17 protein-coding genes are annotated in these 21,544 nt (G+C 45.5%); 7 read left to right on the plus strand and 10 right to left on the minus strand.

Translation table 11 applies throughout. The features are described 5' to 3' along the window. Nucleotides 1-69 precede the first annotated feature (69 nt). Entirely contained in the window at nucleotides 70-951 is an 882-nt protein-coding gene (locus tag BN6465_RS01090; RefSeq protein ID WP_066730864.1) for a YitT family protein, read from the plus strand. Between the two features lies 1 nt (nucleotide 952). On the opposite strand, the gene BN6465_RS01095 is transcribed toward BN6465_RS01090, so the two are convergent. From BN6465_RS01095 to BN6465_RS01110, 4 genes are all read right to left on the minus strand, one after another. Continuing rightward, on the minus strand, nucleotides 953-1,681 hold the full coding sequence (locus BN6465_RS01095; protein ID WP_066730865.1) for an ABC transporter ATP-binding protein: 729 nt from the start codon (nucleotides 1,679-1,681) through the stop codon (nucleotides 953-955). A 17-nt stretch (nucleotides 1,682-1,698) separates the two neighbouring features. Beyond that, entirely contained in the window at nucleotides 1,699-2,244 is a 546-nt protein-coding gene (locus BN6465_RS01100; RefSeq protein ID WP_066730867.1) for an FtsX-like permease family protein, read from the minus strand. Nucleotides 2,245-2,246: 2 nt separating this feature from the next. After that, nucleotides 2,247-4,988, minus strand: a complete 2,742-nt coding sequence (locus tag BN6465_RS01105; protein ID WP_066730868.1) for an ATP-binding cassette domain-containing protein — start codon at nucleotides 4,986-4,988, stop codon at nucleotides 2,247-2,249. 180 nt (nucleotides 4,989-5,168) lie between these two features. Next, the gene (locus BN6465_RS01110; protein ID WP_066730872.1) at nucleotides 5,169-6,071 is read right to left on the minus strand and encodes a LysR family transcriptional regulator; all 903 of its coding nucleotides are present in this window, start codon (nucleotides 6,069-6,071) and stop codon (nucleotides 5,169-5,171) included. A gap of 213 nt (nucleotides 6,072-6,284) precedes the next feature. On the opposite strand from BN6465_RS01110, the gene speB reads away from it, so the two are divergent. Together speB and BN6465_RS01120 are read left to right on the plus strand one after the other, a co-directional pair. Then, nucleotides 6,285-7,235: an agmatinase gene (gene speB, locus BN6465_RS01115; RefSeq protein ID WP_066730876.1), complete on the plus strand. Its 951-nt coding sequence runs from the start codon at nucleotides 6,285-6,287 to the stop codon at nucleotides 7,233-7,235. A 32-nt stretch (nucleotides 7,236-7,267) separates the two neighbouring features. Beyond that, the gene (locus tag BN6465_RS01120) at nucleotides 7,268-8,719 is read left to right on the plus strand and encodes a YjiH family protein (protein ID WP_066730878.1); all 1,452 of its coding nucleotides are present in this window, start codon (nucleotides 7,268-7,270) and stop codon (nucleotides 8,717-8,719) included. 64 nt (nucleotides 8,720-8,783) lie between these two features. On the opposite strand, the gene BN6465_RS01125 is transcribed toward BN6465_RS01120, so the two are convergent. The 4 genes from BN6465_RS01125 to BN6465_RS01140 all read right to left on the minus strand — a co-directional run bounded on the left by BN6465_RS01125 (nucleotide 8,784) and on the right by BN6465_RS01140 (nucleotide 14,900). Further along, on the minus strand, nucleotides 8,784-10,025 hold the full coding sequence (locus BN6465_RS01125; RefSeq protein WP_066730883.1) for an aminopeptidase P family protein: 1,242 nt from the start codon (nucleotides 10,023-10,025) through the stop codon (nucleotides 8,784-8,786). Between the two features lie 144 nt (nucleotides 10,026-10,169). Next, nucleotides 10,170-12,545: a trans-4-hydroxy-L-proline dehydratase gene (gene hypD, locus BN6465_RS01130; protein WP_066730885.1), complete on the minus strand. Its 2,376-nt coding sequence runs from the start codon at nucleotides 12,543-12,545 to the stop codon at nucleotides 10,170-10,172. 4 nt (nucleotides 12,546-12,549) lie between these two features. Continuing rightward, a complete protein-coding gene (locus BN6465_RS01135) occupies nucleotides 12,550-13,458 on the minus strand; it encodes a trans-4-hydroxy-L-proline dehydratase activase (RefSeq protein ID WP_066730887.1) in 909 nt (302 codons plus the stop codon). Nucleotides 13,459-13,625: 167 nt separating this feature from the next. Then, the gene (locus BN6465_RS01140) at nucleotides 13,626-14,900 is read right to left on the minus strand and encodes a glycosyl hydrolase family 18 protein (protein ID WP_074017752.1); all 1,275 of its coding nucleotides are present in this window, start codon (nucleotides 14,898-14,900) and stop codon (nucleotides 13,626-13,628) included. 208 nt (nucleotides 14,901-15,108) lie between these two features. On the opposite strand from BN6465_RS01140, the gene BN6465_RS01145 reads away from it, so the two are divergent. The 4 genes from BN6465_RS01145 to hydF all read left to right on the plus strand — a co-directional run bounded on the left by BN6465_RS01145 (nucleotide 15,109) and on the right by hydF (nucleotide 19,206). Further along, nucleotides 15,109-15,366 (plus strand): TM1266 family iron-only hydrogenase system putative regulator, encoded by a 258-nt coding sequence (locus tag BN6465_RS01145; RefSeq protein ID WP_066730890.1) that lies wholly within the window; start codon nucleotides 15,109-15,111, stop codon nucleotides 15,364-15,366. A 15-nt stretch (nucleotides 15,367-15,381) separates the two neighbouring features. Then, nucleotides 15,382-16,431, plus strand: coding sequence for a [FeFe] hydrogenase H-cluster radical SAM maturase HydE (hydE, locus tag BN6465_RS01150; RefSeq protein ID WP_066730892.1), 1,050 nt, complete (start codon nucleotides 15,382-15,384; stop codon nucleotides 16,429-16,431). 21 nt (nucleotides 16,432-16,452) lie between these two features. Further along, the gene (gene hydG / locus BN6465_RS01155) at nucleotides 16,453-17,874 is read left to right on the plus strand and encodes a [FeFe] hydrogenase H-cluster radical SAM maturase HydG (RefSeq protein ID WP_066730894.1); all 1,422 of its coding nucleotides are present in this window, start codon (nucleotides 16,453-16,455) and stop codon (nucleotides 17,872-17,874) included. Nucleotides 17,875-17,976: 102 nt separating this feature from the next. Continuing rightward, nucleotides 17,977-19,206, plus strand: coding sequence for a [FeFe] hydrogenase H-cluster maturation GTPase HydF (hydF, locus tag BN6465_RS01160; protein WP_066730895.1), 1,230 nt, complete (start codon nucleotides 17,977-17,979; stop codon nucleotides 19,204-19,206). A gap of 15 nt (nucleotides 19,207-19,221) precedes the next feature. Here hydF and BN6465_RS01165 read toward each other — a convergent pair whose 3' ends face one another. Continuing rightward, complete coding sequence (locus BN6465_RS01165; RefSeq protein ID WP_066730898.1) at nucleotides 19,222-20,313, minus strand: KamA family radical SAM protein; 1,092 nt, start codon at nucleotides 20,311-20,313, stop codon at nucleotides 19,222-19,224. Nucleotides 20,314-20,410: 97 nt separating this feature from the next. Then, on the minus strand, nucleotides 20,411-21,529 hold the full coding sequence (gene glf, locus BN6465_RS01170; RefSeq protein ID WP_066730900.1) for a UDP-galactopyranose mutase: 1,119 nt from the start codon (nucleotides 21,527-21,529) through the stop codon (nucleotides 20,411-20,413). Nucleotides 21,530-21,544: the final 15 nt, after the last annotated feature.

A 21,544-nucleotide genomic window follows, 5' to 3' on the forward strand; every position in this document is an offset into this window, starting at 1 on the left:
TATCATCTTTTTCTATACTCAAATTAATAGGCATAAATTTGCATATATATTACGAAAGGGGATTTCCAAATGTCATTTACATCTCAGCAAAAGCAAAATCTGGCTGGTCTTGGTACCTCAGCCCTCGGTGCTGTCCTGTTTGCTTTCGGACTCAACGTTTTTATCATCCCATTATCTTTATATAACGGCGGTTTCATGGGTATTGCCCAATTACTGCGGACATTTTTGGTTCAAGTATTCAACTTGTCGCTGGGCCACACCGATATTGCAGGTTTTATCTATCTGTTGATTAATGTCCCTCTGATTATTCTGGCATGGTCCAAGATGGGCAAGAATTTTTTCTTCCGCTCTGTTGTTACTATTGTTATCCAGACGATAGCCATGACGGCTCTGCCGGTTCCTGAAGTGCCGATTATCGACGATTATCTGACTGCGTGCGTCATCGGCGGCATTATAGCGGGAGGGGGGTCCGGCCTCACTCTGCGCGGAGGCAGTTCCGGCGGAGGACAGGATATTCTCGGCATCTATATGACGCAGAGATTTCCGGGGTTCAGCGTGGGCAAGGTATCCTTGATCATCAATATTTTTGTTTACGGCATCTGCCTCTTCATGTTCAATATAGAAGTCGCAATCTACTCTCTGATCTACGGTGTCATCTACTCTCTGGCCTGTGACAAGGTGCATGTACAGAACATCAATGTGAGTATTATGATATTCACAAAAAAACTGGGGATTTCCAGAGCTATTTTGGAGCAGACCGGGCGGGGAGTCACCAACTGGGATGGCGCGGGCGCCTATACAAATGCTACTTCCTATATACTGCTCTGTGTTGTATCCAAATATGAGGTGAACCAGATAAAGCGGATTGTCAAAACAATAGACCCAAATGCATTTATGATTTTAACGGAGGGCTGCTCTGTAGCGGGCAACTTTGAGAAGCGCCTTACATAATTTACAGCTCTGTCATTTTGGACAGAATCTGCTGATAAAATTTTTCTGTGCCGCTCTCTCTTTGGAGCTCCTCCAGTATCACTCCGTCCTTCAGCAGAATGATACGCGTGCAGTGGCTTGCCACCTGAGGATCATGCGTGACCACAAGAATTGTTTTATTCATTTTTTTATTAATATTTTCCATCACATCCACTACGATTTTCCCCGATTTGGAGTCCAAATTTCCCGTCGGCTCGTCGGCAAAAATCAGTTGTGGATTGTTGATAAGCGCCCTGCAGATTGCCACTCTCTGTTTTTCACCCCCCGACAACTCACAGGGTTTCTTACTCAGCAAGTGAGAGATTGCAAATTGTTCAGCCAATCTTTCTGCACTATCCATACACTTTTTTGCTTCTGCTTTGTCCAGAATCATCGGAAGCATAATATTTTCCCTCACAGAAAGACTGTCCATCAGGTAAAAATCCTGAAAGACAAACCCAAGATCTGTCCGGCGGATGTCAGAAAGCTCATCCGCCCATAACTGTTCCGTATCTACTCCTTTAAAATAAACATTTCCTTCTGTGGGACGGTCAATCATTCCCAAAGTCCTTAAAAGGGTTGTCTTTCCGCATCCTGACCGCCCCATAATGCCGACAAACTCTCCTTCTTCCACGGTTAAATCGACTCCTTTTAACACTTCATCATCCGCTCCGTAACTCCGGAACAACTGTTCCGCTCTGATAAGCTCCATCCTGATTTCCCTCCCTGCTACTTTTTGACCTTAAGTTTTTTGGGCAGATATTCCTTCACACGGAGAGCCATAATCATGATTGCCACCACAGCAGCACAGAAGTCAATTCCCAAAACCGTCCAAAACTCTCTGCCTCTGATTCCCATAGTAATGCTTTGAAAACCGGTAATCTGTCCCTGAAGCTGCTTCTGGAACACCGCCGATGTCAGCGCTCCCCCGATCAGGCAGCCTGATAGAGCTGCCATCACCAGCGGTATCATCAGTTCCATGCTAAACTGTGCCAGCAGGAAAATCCAGTCCACCCCCATTGAGCGCAGAATCCTTATCTCATAATCTCTGTTCAAAAGGGTGCGGCGAAGCTGCAAAGCCAGAATAAGCGCGGCTATCCCTGCCGACAGCACAATGATAGTTCTGGCAGTATCGTTAGAAAGAACTAAACTGTTTTGTCTTACTTTCAACACCCCAATTACTACAAACGAAGCAGCAAACAAGGTCATAAACAGATACCAATATCTGCGTGATTCTGTTTTTAAATTATAAAAAGCACGTCTCCAAACTCCCATTCTCATTCCTCTTTTCTTATGACTTGCCGGATTAAAAATCTTCTCATAACAATGATTCCGATTATCTGTACCGCAGAGAATAAAATAGTATACGGCACGGCCAGTTTTAAGTAAGTCCTCCATTCGCTCATTGTATAAAATCGCATATGCAAGGTGACGCCCGTGAAGACTGCCGCCAGAATAAGCGCTAAAATCAATGGCAGCATCCAAAACGCAGAAATTTCTTTGCCAAGCAGTTTTTTCTGTTCATGAAGCCCCATACCTACACAGTTCAACATTTCATACTTTCTCTTTAAATACGGGATATCAGAACACAGTTTCTGATACGCTATGAAAAAGTTACTGAACGCAAATGCCAGAAAGAAAAATATGTCTATAGCAATTTTCAAGAAGTTCTCCGACCTTCTTGTCTCGATTTTCTCAGTTTTGCTGTAAAGACTTTTTATCTGGCGGTTAAACGCATGAACTGGAAGGTTATCCTTGGCAAACTTAGTAAGGCCGGCGTTCACTTCTACAGCATACTCCTTTGGTACGCGGATGAGCACCAGCATATTGCCCTCATTGATTTCCTGAAAATATGCATCCGAAAAAACAACGATATTTTCATGCATTCCATGCCCAAACACCCCTATATCTATCTGTCGTTTCTGGCTGACCAGAGGATAATCCTCTGAAAAAATATTTTTTTCGCTGAACACATCATATTTTCTGGCTGGCCCCAGACGAATCGCAGGCTGGTCTTTCAGGTTTGTCCAATCCAGAGGGTGCGCCTCCTGGGCCTTGCTTTCCTGAAATACCACCTCAATTTCTTTTCCTTTTAAATGTCTTTCCGTTGAATTTTCTCCCTTTAGTTTTAAATAGGAGCTCTCGGAAAGGCCTATATTTTCTCCCTGATTCCATATCTTTGTATAGTCCATCGGATGCGCGCTTCCCTTTGCCACATTCAGTTTTACCGCCGGCAGCGCTATATATTTTACTTGATACTTTTGGGATAATTCCTGTACGTAATCAAGCTGTTCTTCCCCACAGTACATCATGTAATCATAGGGGTACTCTTCCTCCAATTTCATAGGAAACATTGTGAAAATCTGAACCGGCAGATAAAACAAAAGCAGAAACTGCAGTATGAAAAGAAACAGCATACTTTTTGCATTGCTCTGAAAGCGGTAATAAAACTGATTCAAAGACAACAGATTGCGATAGTAGTATTCTCTCTTTGCACGAAGTCTTATCAGAATCTTCATCCCAGCATTCTTCACCATGAGATAAACTCCGAGTAAAAATGTCGCCAGAAAATACCACAGCTCACCAGTTCCTCTTCCTGCATAGATAATCAACGATCTCCACACCAGAATAAGGCCTAAAATCATCAGCCAGTTCCCTGATCTGCTAGACATTTTTTCCTTCCGTATCCCCATCTGCAAGGATTTGACCATTTCCACTTCCACATAGTATTCCTGCGTAATAATATAGGACAGAAGAAAGATTACCGCCGAGACACCAGCCGCCGCCAGATAGACCGAGGCCGCGGGATATGGTAGTTTTATATTTTGCGGATAAGTTCTGATCAATATCTGCCTGAAAATCAGCACAGCCACATTTCCCAAAAGCAGTCCCACCACAACAGAGGCGAGAAAGCTTCCAATATACTCTACCGCCATCATAAAATTAATGGTCCTTGACTGAATACCGACAATTTTGAAAACAGTATAATCTTTCATCCTGTTCCGTATGTAATTCTGCTGGGAGAACATCATTAAAAACATGGTCAACACGCCGATCACAGTGATTGAGGACATAATCATGCCTCCCATGCCTTCATGAAGCGCGTCTCCACCTTCTCGGTTATAGAACCCCTTCAGCATATATTGAATGGAAAACGCCGCAAAGACCATGGCTACAGCAAGCATTGTACTGGAAAAGAACTGTACAAAACTTCCCCAGCTGCTCTTAAAATTCTTAAGCAATACTTTATAAAGAAGACTAGAATTTTTCTGTTTTACCTGCTTTCGTTCGTAGCGTTTGCCCAGATGCTCTCTTGTAAGCCTCTGCCCCTGCGTCTCTTCTTTTCCTTCTTCTATCAAATTCTGATCTTTAATTTGAAGGACAACATCCCCCTGACCGGCCAGCGTCTTGTCAGCGGTAGTAAAAATAACACACTTATTATTTTCTCTCGCTGTTTTTTTCAGCAAATGAACGATTGTACTGGCTTCTTCGCTCTCCAGTCCTTCAACCGGCTCATCCGCCAATATAATCTGTGCGCCGGATGCCACTGCTCTCGCAATGGCAACCCGCTGTTGCTCTCCTTGCGTCAATTCACTGATATGTTTCAGCGCTGTTTCCTGTCCAATTCCCATGCTTTCCAAAAGCTTTATGACAGTCTCTTTGCTTTCATACTCTTTATTACCGGAAATTTTGGCTGCCTCCAGAACGTTCTGAAGCGCGTTGTAATACAGGAGCAAATTGTCCTTCTCCTTTATAAGAGAAACATAATACTTCCTGTACCGGGTACCCCCAATTCTCCATATCTCCGTGTCCAGATAATACATCATTCCGACGGATGGCACCTCCAGTGCACTTAAAAGCAACAATAATGTTGTTTTTCCCGCTCCCCTCTCTCCGTAAACTGTATACATTGTACCGGCAGAAAATTTATAGGATACATGATTGAATATCCATTTCGTTTTGCCCTTCCCTTGATAGGCAAAAAGAATTTCTTTCAATTCCAGAATACTGTTATCCATTGACTTGTCCCCCACTTTCGCCACGGTATTCCGGCGAACTCATACTACTTCGATTGTAGCACTGCCATAACAATTAATCAATCCCACGGCAGAAATGCCCCCACAGTTTGACTGGGTGCAAAAAATCTCCCGTTTTCACTGAAAAGTAAATACGGGAGACCCCTTTTATCTCTACTGACTTTATTTTAATGTTTTTAACTTCTCTTTTATATATTTTATAAACCGGTATTCACGGGGACTTAGACAGTAAGGCTTTTGTTTCATCATATAGACCCCCAGAAAAGAATCCAGACCGCATATGGGAAGTGACACACAGCCAGTCTCTTTGCCGGTCTGAATTCCTCCCTTCATGATTACCGACAGATACCCCCCTTGGCGGATGGTGTCCACAAGTCCACCCCGGTCATAAATATAAGTTATATTCCGTCCATTCTTAAAGCCCAATATATGCAGCCAGTCCTCAAAGGGGAAGTCCTCGTATGTCACAAAGCGATACCGTGTAATATCTGAAAAAGGAATGCATGTCTCCTGCAAAAGAGGGCTTTGGGCAGATAAAATCAATTCGACCGGAAGCCCTTCCATCAATGTCAGCATCTCTAAATTATATTGTTTTGCCATCTCTTGGTAATGCTCTTTGCGCTCTTCAAAACAATAGAATAGAGAAAGTCTGTACCGACGCTCAATTACATCCGATATCGTCTGCCGAAGCCCAGTTTCCTTAAAGTAATCCCGGCTGGATTCTTCTGGAAATTTTTCTTTAAATGAGATAAACGTTTTCATAAAAAAAGCAGAATTAGTACAAGATACAGAAAGATTTTTATATTTAGTGAAACGGAAAGGTATCTTTTTTATATTTTCTACCTCATTAAGAATATTCTGGGCAGACTGTATAAAAAGCTTTCCTTCCTCCGTCAGTTCTACGCCCGTACTTTTTCTTTTGAATATATCGAATCCTAATTCCATCTCCACATTACGGATAGAAAGGCTTAAATTAGGCTGGGATATATACAGATTCTCTGCCGCTTTGCTGATAGAACCGCTTTTCCAAACCTCTACAATATTATAATAATTCTCCAATCTCATGTTTTCCGCACCCTTCAGTATTTACTATTCGACTCCTTCCGACTCTCATCTATGTTCAATTATAAATGATAGTGAATAAAATAACAAGGTCGTATGCCATATGACTATTCATATGCCCATATCGTTTCTCATATAACAATATTACCGTCCTCAATGCTATCATTAGAAACAGAAACGAATAGAAAAAAGTGATGATTAAAGGAGGGTTTTACTATGAGTAACACAAAACAACCGGCAAGTGCATTATCTTCACCACGATTTTGTAACATGGGTACCTTTATGCGGATGCCAAAGTCAGAGACTGCGGAGGGACTGGATTTTGCGATTGCAGGCGCACCATTTGATACAGCCAGCTCTTTCCGCTCAGGCTCCCGCTTTGGCCCAAACGCCATCCGTAATATTTCTGCCATGATGAAACCAAATAATGTACTTCTTCAGGTAAACATCATGGACAGCTTAAAGGGCGCAGATATGGGGGATTTTAATGTTACACCGGGTTATATCCATCCAACGTATGATGCCATAGAGGCAGGTGTCACAAGTATTTTAGAAAAAAACGCAACTCCAATCATTCTCGGTGGTGACCACTCCATTACTTTGGCTGAACTGCGTGCTGTGGCAAAGAAATATGGCCCTGTGTCCCTTGTACATTTTGATTCCCATTCCGACTTGTGCGATGAAGTATTTGGTCAGAAATACAACCATGGGACTCCGTTCCGCCGGGCGATAGAGGAGGGGCTGATTGATCCGGCACACTCTATTCAGATTGGCATGCGTGGTTCGTTGTATGACCCTGATGAACACAAATTGGCGGCCCAGCTCGGAATGCTTCTGATACCGGCACACAAAGTCCGGGAAATGGGATTCGATGCTTTGATCCATACGATATTAGAGCGGGTAGGTGACACGAAGTGCTTCTTGACCTTTGACATCGATTTCGTCGACCCAGCTTACGCTCCGGGCACCGGTACCCCTGAAGTAGGCGGGTTCACCTCCTATGAGTCTTTGAATCTTGTCCGCAGTATCAAGGATTTGAATTTTGTAGGGTTCGATATCGTAGAAGTGCTGCCGGCATATGACCACGGTGAAATCACTGCGTATCTGGCGGCTAACATCGTGTTTGAATACTTATCGATTCTGGCAGTTAAGAAAGAAAAACAATGATGCCATTACCAGAGCTGAAAGGAGGAACGCCTATGGAACGCTCAAACAATACTGCCGTAACTTATGACAGTGATATGCAGTCTGCCGATTTGGACCATCTGGAGTTGGATTCAGCTCAAAAGAAAATCGGTCTTTTACGTTTAATCTTGTGCTCTGCCATTGGTATATTTGTGTTTTTCGTATCGGTACCGCACAATGGAGATACCGAGATTGTTTTCAGTATTATATATAACAAATTGGTCGGATTGATGGGAAACTTTGCCTATTGGGTTCTTGTTCTCATCATCGCCGCAAATTTTGTCTGCCATTTGTATTACAAATACATAAAAAAAGGAAGCTGTCAGTCTGCGTTTGCAAAGGTCTATGATAACGACAGTGTTCTACACACCTTGCTCTACGCGCTTGGACTTGTATATGTTGTTCTATATGCCATGAAGGTCAATATCCCGGGGTTCGAGGGACCGGAGATCATCGTGGGCGCCGCCACCGGTGAAAGTGTCATGCCTTCCATTGTTCTGGGCGTACTTGGAATTATTATTGTCGGCGCTTTGTTTATGCCGTTTTTATTGAACTATGGAATTCTTGAAATCATCGGCGCGCTCTTAGAGCCATTGATGCGGCCATTGTTCAAAGTTCCGGGAAAGGCAGCTCTGGATGCTGTGGCATCTTTTGTAAGCTCCTCCTCTCTCGGTGTACTTATAACCAACCGGCTGTGGCGGAAAAATGTTTACACGGAAAAAGAAATGGTGTCCATCATGACTGGTTTTAGTGCTGTCAGCATCGGATTTGCCTATCTAGTCATCAACACTGCCGGACTGGGACATCAATTTGTTAAGGTTTATGGCATCAGTTTCGTACTTGTCTTTATCATGGAAATGATTATGGTGCGTATCTGGCCTATAAAAAAGAAAAAGAATGTTTTCTACAACGGCCATGAGCAGACTGAGGCGGAGCGCAGGGAAGACACTAAGATGAGTCTGAGCCTGATACCGAAGGGCTGTACACGGGCCGTAAAAAGGGCCTATATTGCGAAAGGGGTTCCGAGCGAGGTTATCGCCAGCCTGAAGGACAGTTTTTTGATTCTTCCTCAGGTTCTTACCATGCTTTCCGCAATAGGGGTATCCGGTTTGATTCTGGCTAATTATACTCCCATTTTCAAATGGATCGGTTATATTTTCCAGCCTTTGTTAATACTCTTCCGGGTTCCTGATGTGGCTGCTATCGCACCGTCGCTGCCTGTCGGCATCGCGGAAATGTTTCTTCCTGTCCTGCTCATTTCAGGAAATATTGGAGCAATCAGTGTGAAGGCAAGGGCTTTTGTCACCATAGTTTCTATGGTACAGATTATTTTCTTCTCTGAGACGGCTACCGTTATGCTGGCCACAAAATCACCGATTAAATTCCGGGAGATTGTAATCTGTTTCTTGGAGCGCACGATTATCGCAATCCCATTGGCTGCAGCGGTGATACATTTATTTTTCTGATTATCAAAACAATACTTATCAAAAATGTTAAAAGGCAGGCGAAACTCGCCTGCCTGTAACTTTATTATTTACCCATAAACGCTTCGATTTCCTCAATTGTTCTTGGAATTGCTCTGGAAAGATTTTCACATCCGTTTTCTGTAATCAAGCAGTTGTCCTCCAAACGGAATCCGATTCCCCACTCTTCGTGGTAAATTCCGATATCGACGCAGAATACGACGCCCGGTACTGCAAGTCCTCTTCCATCCACGGCATCGTGTACATCAAATCCCACATGATGCGCTCCGCCATGCCACATATAGGTTCCGATTTCATCGAAGTTCTTACATACGCCCGCTTCTTTCAACTGTTCGAAATTGTATTTCCGAATCATATTGTCCACTTCCATAAGCGGCACACCCGGCTTCAGTGTTTTGAACATATACTCGGACGTGTTGTAAGCGCACTGGTATAGCAGCTTTTGGCGCTCAGAGAACTTTCCGTTGCACGGCCATGCGCGAGAAACATCGTTGATCTCGTAATCCCACACAGCGCCCACATCATTTAAAATCATATCTCCGTCTTTCGCCTGTCCCTTATACCCATAGTAATGGATGCAGAAGTTATTGTCACCTGCAGAGATGATTGATGGGAATCCCGGAGAGAGAACACCGTGCTGGGCGAGCGCATAATCGAATTCTGCCTTATACTGATACTCATACATTCCCGGCTTCGAAGCCTTCATCATCGCCTCGATTCCGGCCTTCGTAATCGTCTCCGCCTTCTTCATCGCCTCGATTTCACAAGATTTCTTAATCGTCCTCTGCGTGCGAAGCTTCGGATATACATTTTCCAGCTTCAAAAACGGAGCATGCTCTTTAATATAGCGTCCAAGTTCATAAGCTTCCTTGCCCGGCTCCTTCTCATATACACGGTCAAAATCAAGATATACCCTTTCCCTGTCCCAAGCAAACAACTCTTTCGAGAGATCATCCCGGAACTCATTCAAGAACTTATAATCCTGTATACCAGAAATAGCCTCCGCCTCATCTACTTTAATACGGCGGCCGTTCCATCTCTCCGCATGCGCGTCCGGCGGCAATATGTACAAGGTCTCTTTCGCCCCACTGTCCCCGACTACCGCCATCAAAATCGTATTCTCCTGTTCAACCCCCGTCAGATACAGAAAATTACGATTCGTAAAAAATGGATAATTTTCATCATTCGTCTTAATCGGCGCATGCCCACTGAACATAATCAATAAAGACCCCGGCTCCAAATTGCGGTATAACTCTTTTCTGTTCTCAATGTAAAATTCTCTTTTCATTTTCTCCTCCATAGGGGACAGGTCCCAACGCGTTGGTACCCGTCCCCTTCTACAATTTCTTTAATAATCTGACAACCGTTTAAATTGTCGACAGGGACGGGTCCCGATGCATTGGGACCTGTCCCTTTTGGATACTTTTGGATATTAGCAGAAGCTTTGTTCTGTTCTGTTAATAATTTCGTCTTGTAATGCTTTGCTTAGGTTACGGAAATGATCGCTGTACCCGGCAACACGCACAATCAAATCTTTGTATTCTTCTGGATTTTTCTGTGCTGCAATCAATGTCTCCCTATCGATGACATTGAATTGAATATGGTGTCCGTCCATGTTGAAGTATGCGCGCACGAGGTTTGCCATCTGGTCGAGTCCTTCTTCTCCGGCTACTACGCCCGGTGTGAACTTCTGGTTCAGAAGTGTTCCGCCTGTCTGAAGATGATCCATTTTAGCGCAGGACTTGATAACTGCGGTAGGTCCGTTCACGTCGGCGCCCTTTTCCGGGGAAATCCCTTCGGAAACCGGCACGTGTGCAAGACGTCCGTTTGCGCTTGCCATCATCACATCGCCAAAGTATACGTGGCATGTAGTCGGAAGCATATTGACGCGGTAAGTTCCGCCTACCATGTTCTTTCTGCCTGTCACTTCTTTTTGGTAGAAACCAAATACGCTCTTCATGATATCATCCGCATAATCATCGTCATTGCCGTACTTCGGTGAATGATTCTTCACTTGGTTGAGGATTCTCTCATATCCCTCGAAGTTGGCATCCAACGCCGCCAGAAGCTCTTCCATGGTGAAATTCTTTTCATCATAGACATTATATTTTACTGCTGCGAGGCAGTCCGTAATCGTACCGATACCCACGCCCTGTAAATATTTTGTATTATATCTGGCGCCGCCCGCATTGTAGTCCTTTCCATTCGTGATACAGTCATTTGTAATAATAGAAAGGAACGGAGCCGGCATATGCTCAGCGTAAATCTTTTCGATGACATTGCTTCCCTCAATCTTGATATCGATAAGGTATTTCATCTGTTTCTGGAAAGCTTCGAAAAGCTCGTCATATGTCTTGAAATCTGTGCCGTATCCCAGCTTTAAGCCAAGCTGCTTTCCTGTCATCTTATCAAATCCGTTATTTAATGTCAATTCAAACACTTTCGGAATATTAAAATATCCTGTCAAAATGTATGCTTCGTTTCCAAAGGCTCCTGTCTCAACACATCCGCTTGTTCCACCGCGTCTTGCGTCTTCCAGAGACTTTCCTGCATTCAAAAGCTCCTGTATAATCGCTTCTGTATTGTAGAATGCCGGCTGTCCCCAGCCCTTGCGTGAAATCTCGCAGGCCCTCTTCAAGAACTTCTGCGGTGTCTTCTTACTAATCTGCACATTGGAGCTCGGCTGCAGAAGCTTCATCTCATCCATGCAGTCAAGAATCAGATAACTTACTCCGTTGACTCCATTTTCCCCGTCCGGTGTGATGCCTCCGGTATTGATATTTGCAAAATCTGTGTATGTAGAACTTTCCTTTAATGTGATTCCAACCTTCGGCGGAGCCGGCTGATTGTTGAATTTCACCCACAGGCATTCCAGCAATTCCAGAGCCTTCTCATCGTTCAGGCTTCCGTCCTCTTTGCCTTTTTTATAGAACGGGTTCAAATGCTGGTCAAGACGTCCCGGAGAATATGCGTCCCAAGGATTCAGCTCGCTCGTAACTCCAAGATGCACGAACCAGTACATCTGGATAGCCTGCCAAAATGTCTCAGGCTTGTGCGCCGGAACCACGTCACAGTTTGCCGCAATCTGCAGCAGCTCCTCTTTACGCTTCTCATTCGTCTCCTTTGCCGCCAGCTCTCTCGCATATTCGGCATAACGTTTGCCGAGAACCATAATCGCATCACAGGACTTCGCCATACCACGCAGCTGGTTCCTCTTGTCATACGCTTCTGTGTCATTTATAAAATCAAGAGAATCGATGGACTTCTGAATCTCTTCCTTATAGTCTAAAAATCCCTTTTCGTAAATCTTTACAGAACCTACTGTATGCCCCGGCCCGCGCTGCTCCATAAACTCTGTGAAAATCCCTGCCTCATAGCAGTCTCTCCACTCCTGAGTCATATTGGCAATAATCTTGGAACGGATGGAACGTCTCTCCCAGTAAGGAATAATCACATCCTCCTGATATCCATAATCTTCTTCCTTCACCGAGAAATTGATCAAATCACGGTCGTTCATGACATGCATATCTTCTACCGTGTGGCAGCAAAGCTCCGGAAATGTAGGCGCAGCCTGAGGCGCATCCCCTTTTTCGCCGACTATCAGTTCCCCCTCTCCTATATAAAGAGTTTTGGTCGCAAAATAGTCGTAAAGCACCTGTCCTCTCAATTCAGGAACAGATAAGGTTCCTTCATATTTCTTGTAAGTTTCTGTCTCACTTTTTGCCCGTTCCAGATCGATATGCGGCTGTGTGCTTACGCTCAGCTCGCGAAGCGCCTGTATACGTTCATTCATACCTCTTTTTTCCATGATATTAGCCTCCTATTTTTGTGTGATGAAATCCTGCGTCATGAAACATAGCCATAAAATGTTCCATTTCTTCCTGCGTAGGTGTCTGCAGCTCTTCCCCTTCATATTTCCCTTCCAGTCTGGCATATTTACTGCTGCCCGTATTATGATAGGGAAGAAGGTTGACCTGCGCTACATTTATTTTGTGGGTCAAAAGCCAATCAATAATCGCATGCATACTCTCGTCATCGGCATTTACCCCCTTCACAGTCGGTATACGGATGTAAATCCGGGCACCGTCTGCACTAAGCTTTTCAAGGTTATCTAAGATTAAATTGTTGTCTACTCCAATGTACTTCTTATGTACATTGTTGTCAATTGCTTTTATGTCATAGAGAAACGTTTCCACATAAGGGAGTATTCTCTGGAAATTTTCGTACGGCGCATAACCACATGTATCGATCGTGACAGTGAATCCCCTTTTGTTCAGACGCTTCACTAACTTTTCTATGTAGTCCATATCCTGAACCATCACTTCCCCGCCGGAAAGGGTCACACCACCTCCGGACTGCTCGTAGAACATCTCATCCTTTTTACACTCTTTATGTAGTTCCTTGACTGTATATTCTGTCCCGGCCACTTCCCTCAAATTCATCAGGCAGAAAGTCACACAATTGCCGCAGCCATTACATTTCAACTGATCTGTGACCGCCTTTCCGTCCACCATAGAGATAGCTTTAGTAGGACAGACTTTCTCACAGGAGCCGCAGCCCACGCACTTCTCTCTGTTTGTCAGTATTTGTTTATGAAAACTCTGGGTTTCCGGATTGTGGCACCAAACACATTTGAGAGGACATCCTTTAAAAAATACAGTTGTACGGATTCCGTCACCGTCGTGAATGGAATATCTTTGTATATTAGAAACTAACGGCATTTTCCTTATCTCCTTTTTGGTTTTTAGACCGACGTTTGAACTTTGGTCTAATTATAACAAATTTTAACAATCCTGTCAATAATTTATCAACCTTTTTTACTGTAGTCAAAGTCAAAATAAAAGCAGGGCTCCGTATGGAGTCCCGCTCTCATTTTCCGAAACAATTTTCACAAACTTATTTTTGAATTGACCAGCAGCCAATTGGCACGGAACGGCCTCATCAAATTCCAATATCCGAATCCTTTGAATCCATATGAAACAGCCGTGTCTATCTTTACCTGCATGCTCCGTACATCCTCGAACCATACCTCGTGCTGCCGTCCTTCTGCCCAATAAGTAAAATAAGGACTCTGTGCCGTCTCATCGAATTGTATTTCGGCCCCGTTTTGAGCCGCAATCCGCACAGCCTCCACATTTCCTATCAGCTCCGCTCTTGTAACTCCCCTTTCATATGGTAATTGCCAGTCATATCCGTAATTTGGAATACCCATGATTATTTTTTCGACCGGTATTTCAGTGACTGCATAATCTAGGACCTGCCGTACCTTGTTGATTGGCGCCACAGCCATCGGCGGGCCGTATGTATACCCCCATTCGTAAGTCATCAGGAACACACGGTCTGCATTCTCGCCCAGAAGCCGGTAATCCATCCCTTCATACAGAAGACCCGGCTGATCCGCCGATATCTTCGGGGCCAGCGCAACCGATACGCTGCGCCCGGTCTCATTCATCGCGGTTCTGAGCCTGCCCACAAAATCCGCATATCCCACCCTGTCTTCCGGAAGGATATATTCAAAATCCACATCTACCCCATCGTAGCCCTTCTCCTCCACCACAGAGAGCAGATTGGCAATCAACTGTTCCTGCATAGTCCGGTCTTCTGACACCTCCTTCACCAGCTGATTGTTAAATCCCCCGGTCTCTGTAAATGGCGTCAGTACAAGAATGGGGCTTACTTGAAAGCGTCTGGCTTCTTCGATTAGCCATTCCTCATTGGCAAGAGGCGGAATCAATTCTCCCGCGGAAGTAAAACCATAGGAAAAAATCAAAAGCTTTTCTATATAAAGAAGTGCTTCTCTTAAGATATAGCGTGCTATAAAAGGATAGGCATACCCAATCACCTCCATAGCTGTCTTCTCCCCTTCCTCAAATGCAATCACGACCTGCTGTCCCGCAATCAAATAAGTCTGATCGATCAAAAATGGATTGTTCCGCAGTATCTGCTTTTCCTCTATTCCATATTGCCCGGCTACCTGCGCCAATGTCTCGCCTGCCTCAACCGTATGTATCGTCTCGGGAAATAAAATGAGAAGTGCCTGACCGGTGACCAGAAAATCTTGGCTGGTTATCTGATTGTCGTAAGCCAGCCTTATCGGCGACACCCCAAAACGCCGTGCGATGCTGTAGATATTATCCCCCGGTTTTACCACATATATTTCCATGATTATAATCCTTTTTTCTTTATTGTATGTATCCACGACTTATGATATACTGAATGAAATTACACGTACTGATTACAAAGGGTCACACCTGAGTGAAAAGGCGCATAGAACAGAACATTAAAAGGGGGATTTATACCCTTTTTTAAGCCTGCGCTAATGCGCAGGCTTTTCTTTTTATTCTGTATTTTTGAGAAAAGGAGGTTTAAAAATGTCGGAGCCAACTAAAAGAATTGCATTAATCGGAATTATACTCACAAGCCACGAATCTGTAGACCAGCTCAATTCTCTGCTCAGCGAATCCGGCGACTACATTGTCGGCAGAATGGGAATCCCTTATAGGGAAAAAGGAATTTCAATCATCAGTGTCGCGATGGATGCTCCCAATGATGTCATAAGCGCACTTTCCGGTAAAATAGGCATGCTGCCCGGTATCAGTACAAAAACAATCTATGCAAAAGCAACATAAAAGGATGTACACAACATGAAGGAATTAATCCAAAAGCTGGAAACTACCCAAACTCTCTCCTTCGATGAGTGGATTGCTCTTATCAACGGACGTACCGAGGCGCTGTCTGAATTTCTTTTTGAAAGAGCGAGGTTCGTGAGCACCCAGCATTACGGGCATGATATCTTTGTGCGGGGTCTGATCGAGTTCACAAACTACTGCCGGAATGACTGTTACTATTGCGGAATCAGAAGGAGTAACGCCAATGTACGGCGCTACAGGCTGACAAAGGAAGAAATCCTATCCTGCTGCCGAACCGGCTATGAACTCGGTTTTCGGACTTTTGTGCTGCAGGGCGGAGAAGATGCATGGTACACCGACGAGAAAATGGCAGATATCATTTCTTCCATAAAAGCTATTTATCCAGACTGTGCTATCACGCTTTCCATCGGAGAAAAAAGTGTCGTAAGCTATGAATTATTTTACAAGTACGGGGCAGACCGTTACCTGCTGAGGCACGAGACATGTAATGCGCTGCACTATGCCAGCCTGCACCCCGCTCCTTTGTCTGCCGCGAACCGGCAACAGTGCCTTCGGGAACTCCGTCGCATCGGCTATCAGGTAGGCAGCGGGTTTATGGTGGGCTCACCGGGACAGACAGCAGCGCATCTGGCGGAGGACATGTTATTTCTAAAGGAGCTGAATCCACATATGGTGGGAATCGGGCCTTTTATCCCCCACCATGATACGCCCTTTGCCCAAGAACTTCCGGGGACGTTAGAGTTAACTCTATTCATGCTCGGCCTGCTACGCCTCATGCTTCCTACTACTCTCCTTCCTTCCACTACCGCGCTGGGCACCATTGCGCCGGACGGGAGAGAGCTTGGCATTCTGGCCGGGGCTAACGTGGTCATGCCGAACCTGTCACCGGTGGCAAACCGTAAGGATTATAGTCTCTATGACAACAAAATCTGTACCGGAGACGAAGCAGCGGAATGCCGCAAATGTTTGGAAAAGAGGATGGAGCGTATCGGATACCGAATTGTGACCGCACGGGGAGATTCGTTAGTCGGTTCCCCAAAATGATATTTCAAAAGGAGAAGGAAAATGTATAATGTAAAATCAAAAAAAGCAACGGAATTTATCGACCATCAGGAGATTCTTGACACGCTGGCGTATGCAGACGCTAATAAAGACAATGAAGCCTTAATTGACCAGATTATCGAAAAGGCCAAATGCCGGAAAGGGCTGACGCACCGGGAAGCCTCCGTGCTCCTCGCCTGTCAGTCTGAGGAGAAAAACGAGGAAATCTACCGGCTGGCCGAGCAGATTAAAAAAGACTTTTACGGGAACCGTATCGTCATGTTCGCTCCCCTATATCTTTCGAATTATTGCATTAATGGGTGTACCTACTGCCCCTATCACATGAAGAACAAGCATATTCCCCGCAAGAAGCTGACACAGGAAGAAATCCGCCGTGAAGTCATCGCCCTGCAGGATATGGGGCACAAACGCCTTGCGCTGGAGGCCGGAGAGGATCCCAAAAATAATCCGATTGAATACATATTGGAAAGTATTAAAACCATTTACAGCATCAAACACAAAAATGGGGCTATCCGCCGAGTAAATGTCAATATCGCTGCCACCACCGTTGAGAATTACAGAAAGCTCAAGGAAGCCGGCATCGGAACCTACATTTTATTTCAGGAAACTTACCACAAGGACAGTTATCTGGAGCTCCACCCGACCGGCCCAAAGCACGATTACGACTATCATACTGAGGCGATGGACCGCGCCATGGAGGGCGGCATCGACGACGTAGGGCTCGGTGTATTATTCGGCCTTGATAAGTACCGCTACGAATTCGCCGGACTGCTCATGCACGCCGAACATCTGGAAGCTGCTTTCGGAGTCGGTCCCCATACTATCAGCGTGCCCAGACTTCGTGATGCCGACGATATCGACGCCTCCGCTTTCACAAACGGCATTGACGACGACATTTTCGCAAAAATTGTAGCTTGTATTCGGATAGCGGTTCCTTACACCGGCATGATCGTCTCTACACGAGAAAGCCAGAAATGCCGGGAGCGTGTCCTGCATCTCGGCATTTCCCAAGTAAGCGGCGGCTCCAAAACAAGCGTTGGCGGATATGCCGAGGCGGAGCCGGAGGATGAATGTTCCGCCCAGTTCGATGTCAGCGACACACGGACGTTGGATGAAATCGTAAAATGGCTGATGGACATGGATTACCTGCCAAGCTTTTGCACCGCCTGCTACCGGGAAGGACGCACAGGGGACCGTTTTATGGAGTTATGCAAAAAGCAACAGATTCAAAACTGCTGCCACCCCAATGCACTCCTGACTCTAAAAGAATATCTCGTAGACTATGCCTCACCTGCCACAAAAGCTCTGGGAGATGCCTTGATTGAAAAAGAAATCCTCAATGTACCCAACGAAAAAGCCCGTGCAGTCGTACAAGAACATTTAAAGGCAATCGAAAACGGGACAGGCCGAGATTTCCGCTTTTAACACCGTCGGGGACACACCGTCGGGGACAGGTCCCAACGCGTTGGGGACTGTCCCCCACTACAATTCTGAGAAAATTCTGATAATTTGGAAAGGAGTTTATTCATGAGTTTAAACAATACCCCTTCTTCTGAGCGAATCCACATTGGAATATTTGGAAGGAGAAATGCCGGGAAATCTAGTATCATCAATGCGCTCACCGGGCAGGATTTGGCTATTGTGTCGGATGTTCTGGGCACTACCACAGATCCTGTCCCGAAGGCTATGGAGCTTCTGCCTCTTGGGCCGGTGGTGATGATAGATACGCCGGGTCTGGATGACAATGGCGAGCTTGGGAGCCAGCGTGTCCGGAAAGCTTATCAGATTCTTAACAAGACGGACATTGCGGTTCTGGTCATCGATGCTTCTTTAGGTATGACCGATGAGGATTTGGATATTATGGACAAAATCCAAAAAAAGGGCATCCCATGGGTGGTTGTCAAAAATAAGGTGGATTTATGCGGTTTCCAAACACGGCCCGCAAAGTGCGATAATGAGCGCACAGAAAATACATTCCTTCTGGGCGAGACTAACTCTATCGAAGTCAGCACAGTGACCGGACAAAATATACATGAACTTAAAGAGTTGATTGCCCGGCAAGTCCCGGAGACTGACTGCCAAAAGCGTATTGTGGGAGACCTGCTCTCTCCATTGGATTTTGTAATACTCGTAATCCCCATTGACTCAGCCGCCCCCAAAGGCAGGCTGATACTACCACAGCAGCAGACCATCCGCGATATTCTCGAATCCGGCGCGGCTGCCATCGCGGTAAAGGACACCGAGCTCAAGGAAACGCTGGCCTCATTAGGAAAAGCCCCCCGTTTAATCATCACCGACAGTCAGTCATTCGCTAAAGTGTCTGCCGATATCCCGGAAGGGATTCCCCTCACGTCCTTCTCCATACTCTTTGCACGGTATAAGGGCAGCCTTGCCACAGCCGTAAATGGGGCTTATGCCTTAGATAAATTAAAGGACGGAGACCACATTTTAATCTGTGAAGGCTGTACGCATCACAGGCAATGTGAGGATATCGGAACGGTAAAGCTGCCGAGATGGATAGACCGCCATACCGGCAAAAAGCTCACCTACTCTTTCACCAGCGGAACAGAATTTCCACTGGACCTGTCCCCCTATACCCTGATCATTCACTGCGGGGGCTGTACATTAAATGAGCGGGAAATGCAGTTCCGCTTAAGATGTGCGGAAGACCAAGGTGTTCCCATGACCAACTATGGCACCGCAATCGCACACATGAACGGAATACTTTCCCGCAGCCTTGAACCCTTCGGCCTATAACGGCGGAGGGTTTCCTTATTCTATCCAGCAGTCATCCGGCCCCAGCGTCCTGACAAAAATCCTGCCCTTGTCTTCCTGCCGTTTTGCCTGATGAAATTTGAATATCATCTCATTATCCCCTGCACCTTTTCCCAAGATCTCTATCTTCCCCCGGCGCGTGGACATGATATACCGAAAACACTTTCCATTTCCATTCTGCATATTCTTCGCCTGCTCTACAATCTCATACCCTCGCAGCAAAGGCACTTGAAACTGATTCAGCACTCCCGTCACCGGACGGCATTGAAACACATAGTATGGAATGATACCCATTCTTGTAAAACACTTCAGCAGCTCTCCAAGCACTTCTCCACTGTCATTGACACCTTTTAAAAGTACCGTCTGATTCTTGACAATGATTCCTGCCTCCTGCAGACACTTCACCGCCGCCTCAGACTGTTCCGTAAACTCCCTTGAGTGGTTGAACTGTGTGATAACGTAAATCTGCTTCTTCTTCCCGTAACGACACAATAATTCCTTCAATTCCCCGTCTTCGGTAATCCTCTGTGGAAATGTGACCGGTGTCTTCGTCCCGAAACGGATATAATCCAAATGTGGAATTGCCGTTAGATTCTCAAGATATTCCTGCAGGACAGAATTTTCATTCAGAAATGCATCGCCCCCGGACACCAGCACGTTGGTAATCTCGGGATGCTCTCTGATATACCGGTAGACACTCTCCCTGTCCACGGCTGTCTCCTCCGCCACTTTGCCTACCATCCGTTTCCTGAAACAATACCGGCAGTACATCGCGCACCTGTCCGTGGAGAGCACAAGCGCCGTCTGGCTGTACTTATGCTGGAGCCCCTGTAATACCGTGTTCTCTCCCTCACCGCTGGTATCCATATCCCCCTCGAGATCCAGCTCACCAAAAGAGGGAACACACATTTTTCGGATTGGATCCTGTACATCATCTTTGTCAATCAGAGACAAATAATATGCCGGAATAGACACCGGGTATTTCCTGATCATTTCCTCAGTCCGTCTATCGCTCTGGATATCCGGAAAACAACATGCCAGCTCTTCACCCGTAGTTACATTTTTCTGAAGCTCTTGCATCCATTTCATTCTGCATCTCTCCCTCCTGAATATTAGTACCTGAGATTCATTATACAGAATAAAGACGCTTCATTCAATCGTTTTCCATTATTACATGCAAAAGAAACTAATTGTCCGACAATTCTTTTTTGACACACGCAAGAGCTTCTGCTACCACATGATGCATATCAAAATATTTGTACATCCCCAGCCGGCCTCCAAAAATTACATTCTTTTCCCTTTCAGCCAATTCCTTATATCTGCCGTACAGCAAATTATTCTTTTCATCATTCATTGGATAATAAGGTTCATCCCCTTTTTTCCATTCCGCAGGATACTCCTTCGTGATGACAGTTTTCAGACTACTCTCTCCCGACTGGCATCCGAACTCAAAGTGCTTGTGCTCAATGATACGCGTGTACGGCACTTCATACTCAGTATAATTCACCACCGCGTTCCCTTGATAATTCTCACAGTCCAGTTCTTCCGTCTCAAACCGCAGGCTTCTGTACTCCAGCTCCCCATAACAATATCCGAAATACTCGTCAATCATACCGGTAAACACGACCTTATCCGCCTGTGGGCAAAGCTCTTCTCGATGTGTAAAATAATCGGTATTAAGCCTTACCTCTATCCCCTCCAGCAGCTTTTCCACAATCTGTGTATAACCGCCCACCGGAATGCCTTGATATTTATCGTTAAAATAATTGTTATCATACACAAAACGCACCGGCAGACGCTTGATAATGAATGCAGGAAGTTCCGTGGCCCTTCTCCCCCACTGCTTTTCAGTATAGCCCTTGACTAACTTCTCATAGATGTCACGCCCGACCAGTGAAATAGCCTGTTCCTCCAGATTACGCGGCTCCGCAATTCCTGCCTCACGAATCTGCTCCTCAATCTTCTCTCTGGCCTCCGCAGGTGTCACCACGCCCCACATCTTACTGAATGTATTCATGTTGAAGGGCATATTATAAAGCTCGTCCTTATAGCGCGCCACCGGTGAGTTGGTGTACCGGTTAAATTCGGCGAACTGCTGCACATAGTCCCACACTTCCTTATTGCTCGTATGGAAAATATGCGCGCCGTACCGATGTACCTGTATTTGGTCCACTTCCTCCGTGTAAATATTCCCCGCAACATGTGCTCTTTTATCAATTACTACAACCTTTTTCCCCGCTTTATGGGCTTCATGTGCAAATACGGCGCCAAACAAACCGGCTCCCACTATTAAATAATCGTACATAGTCCTTGACTCCTT

Source organism: Bariatricus massiliensis (assembly GCF_900086725.1).
Taxonomy (GTDB): domain Bacteria; phylum Bacillota; class Clostridia; order Lachnospirales; family Lachnospiraceae; genus Allocoprococcus; species Allocoprococcus massiliensis.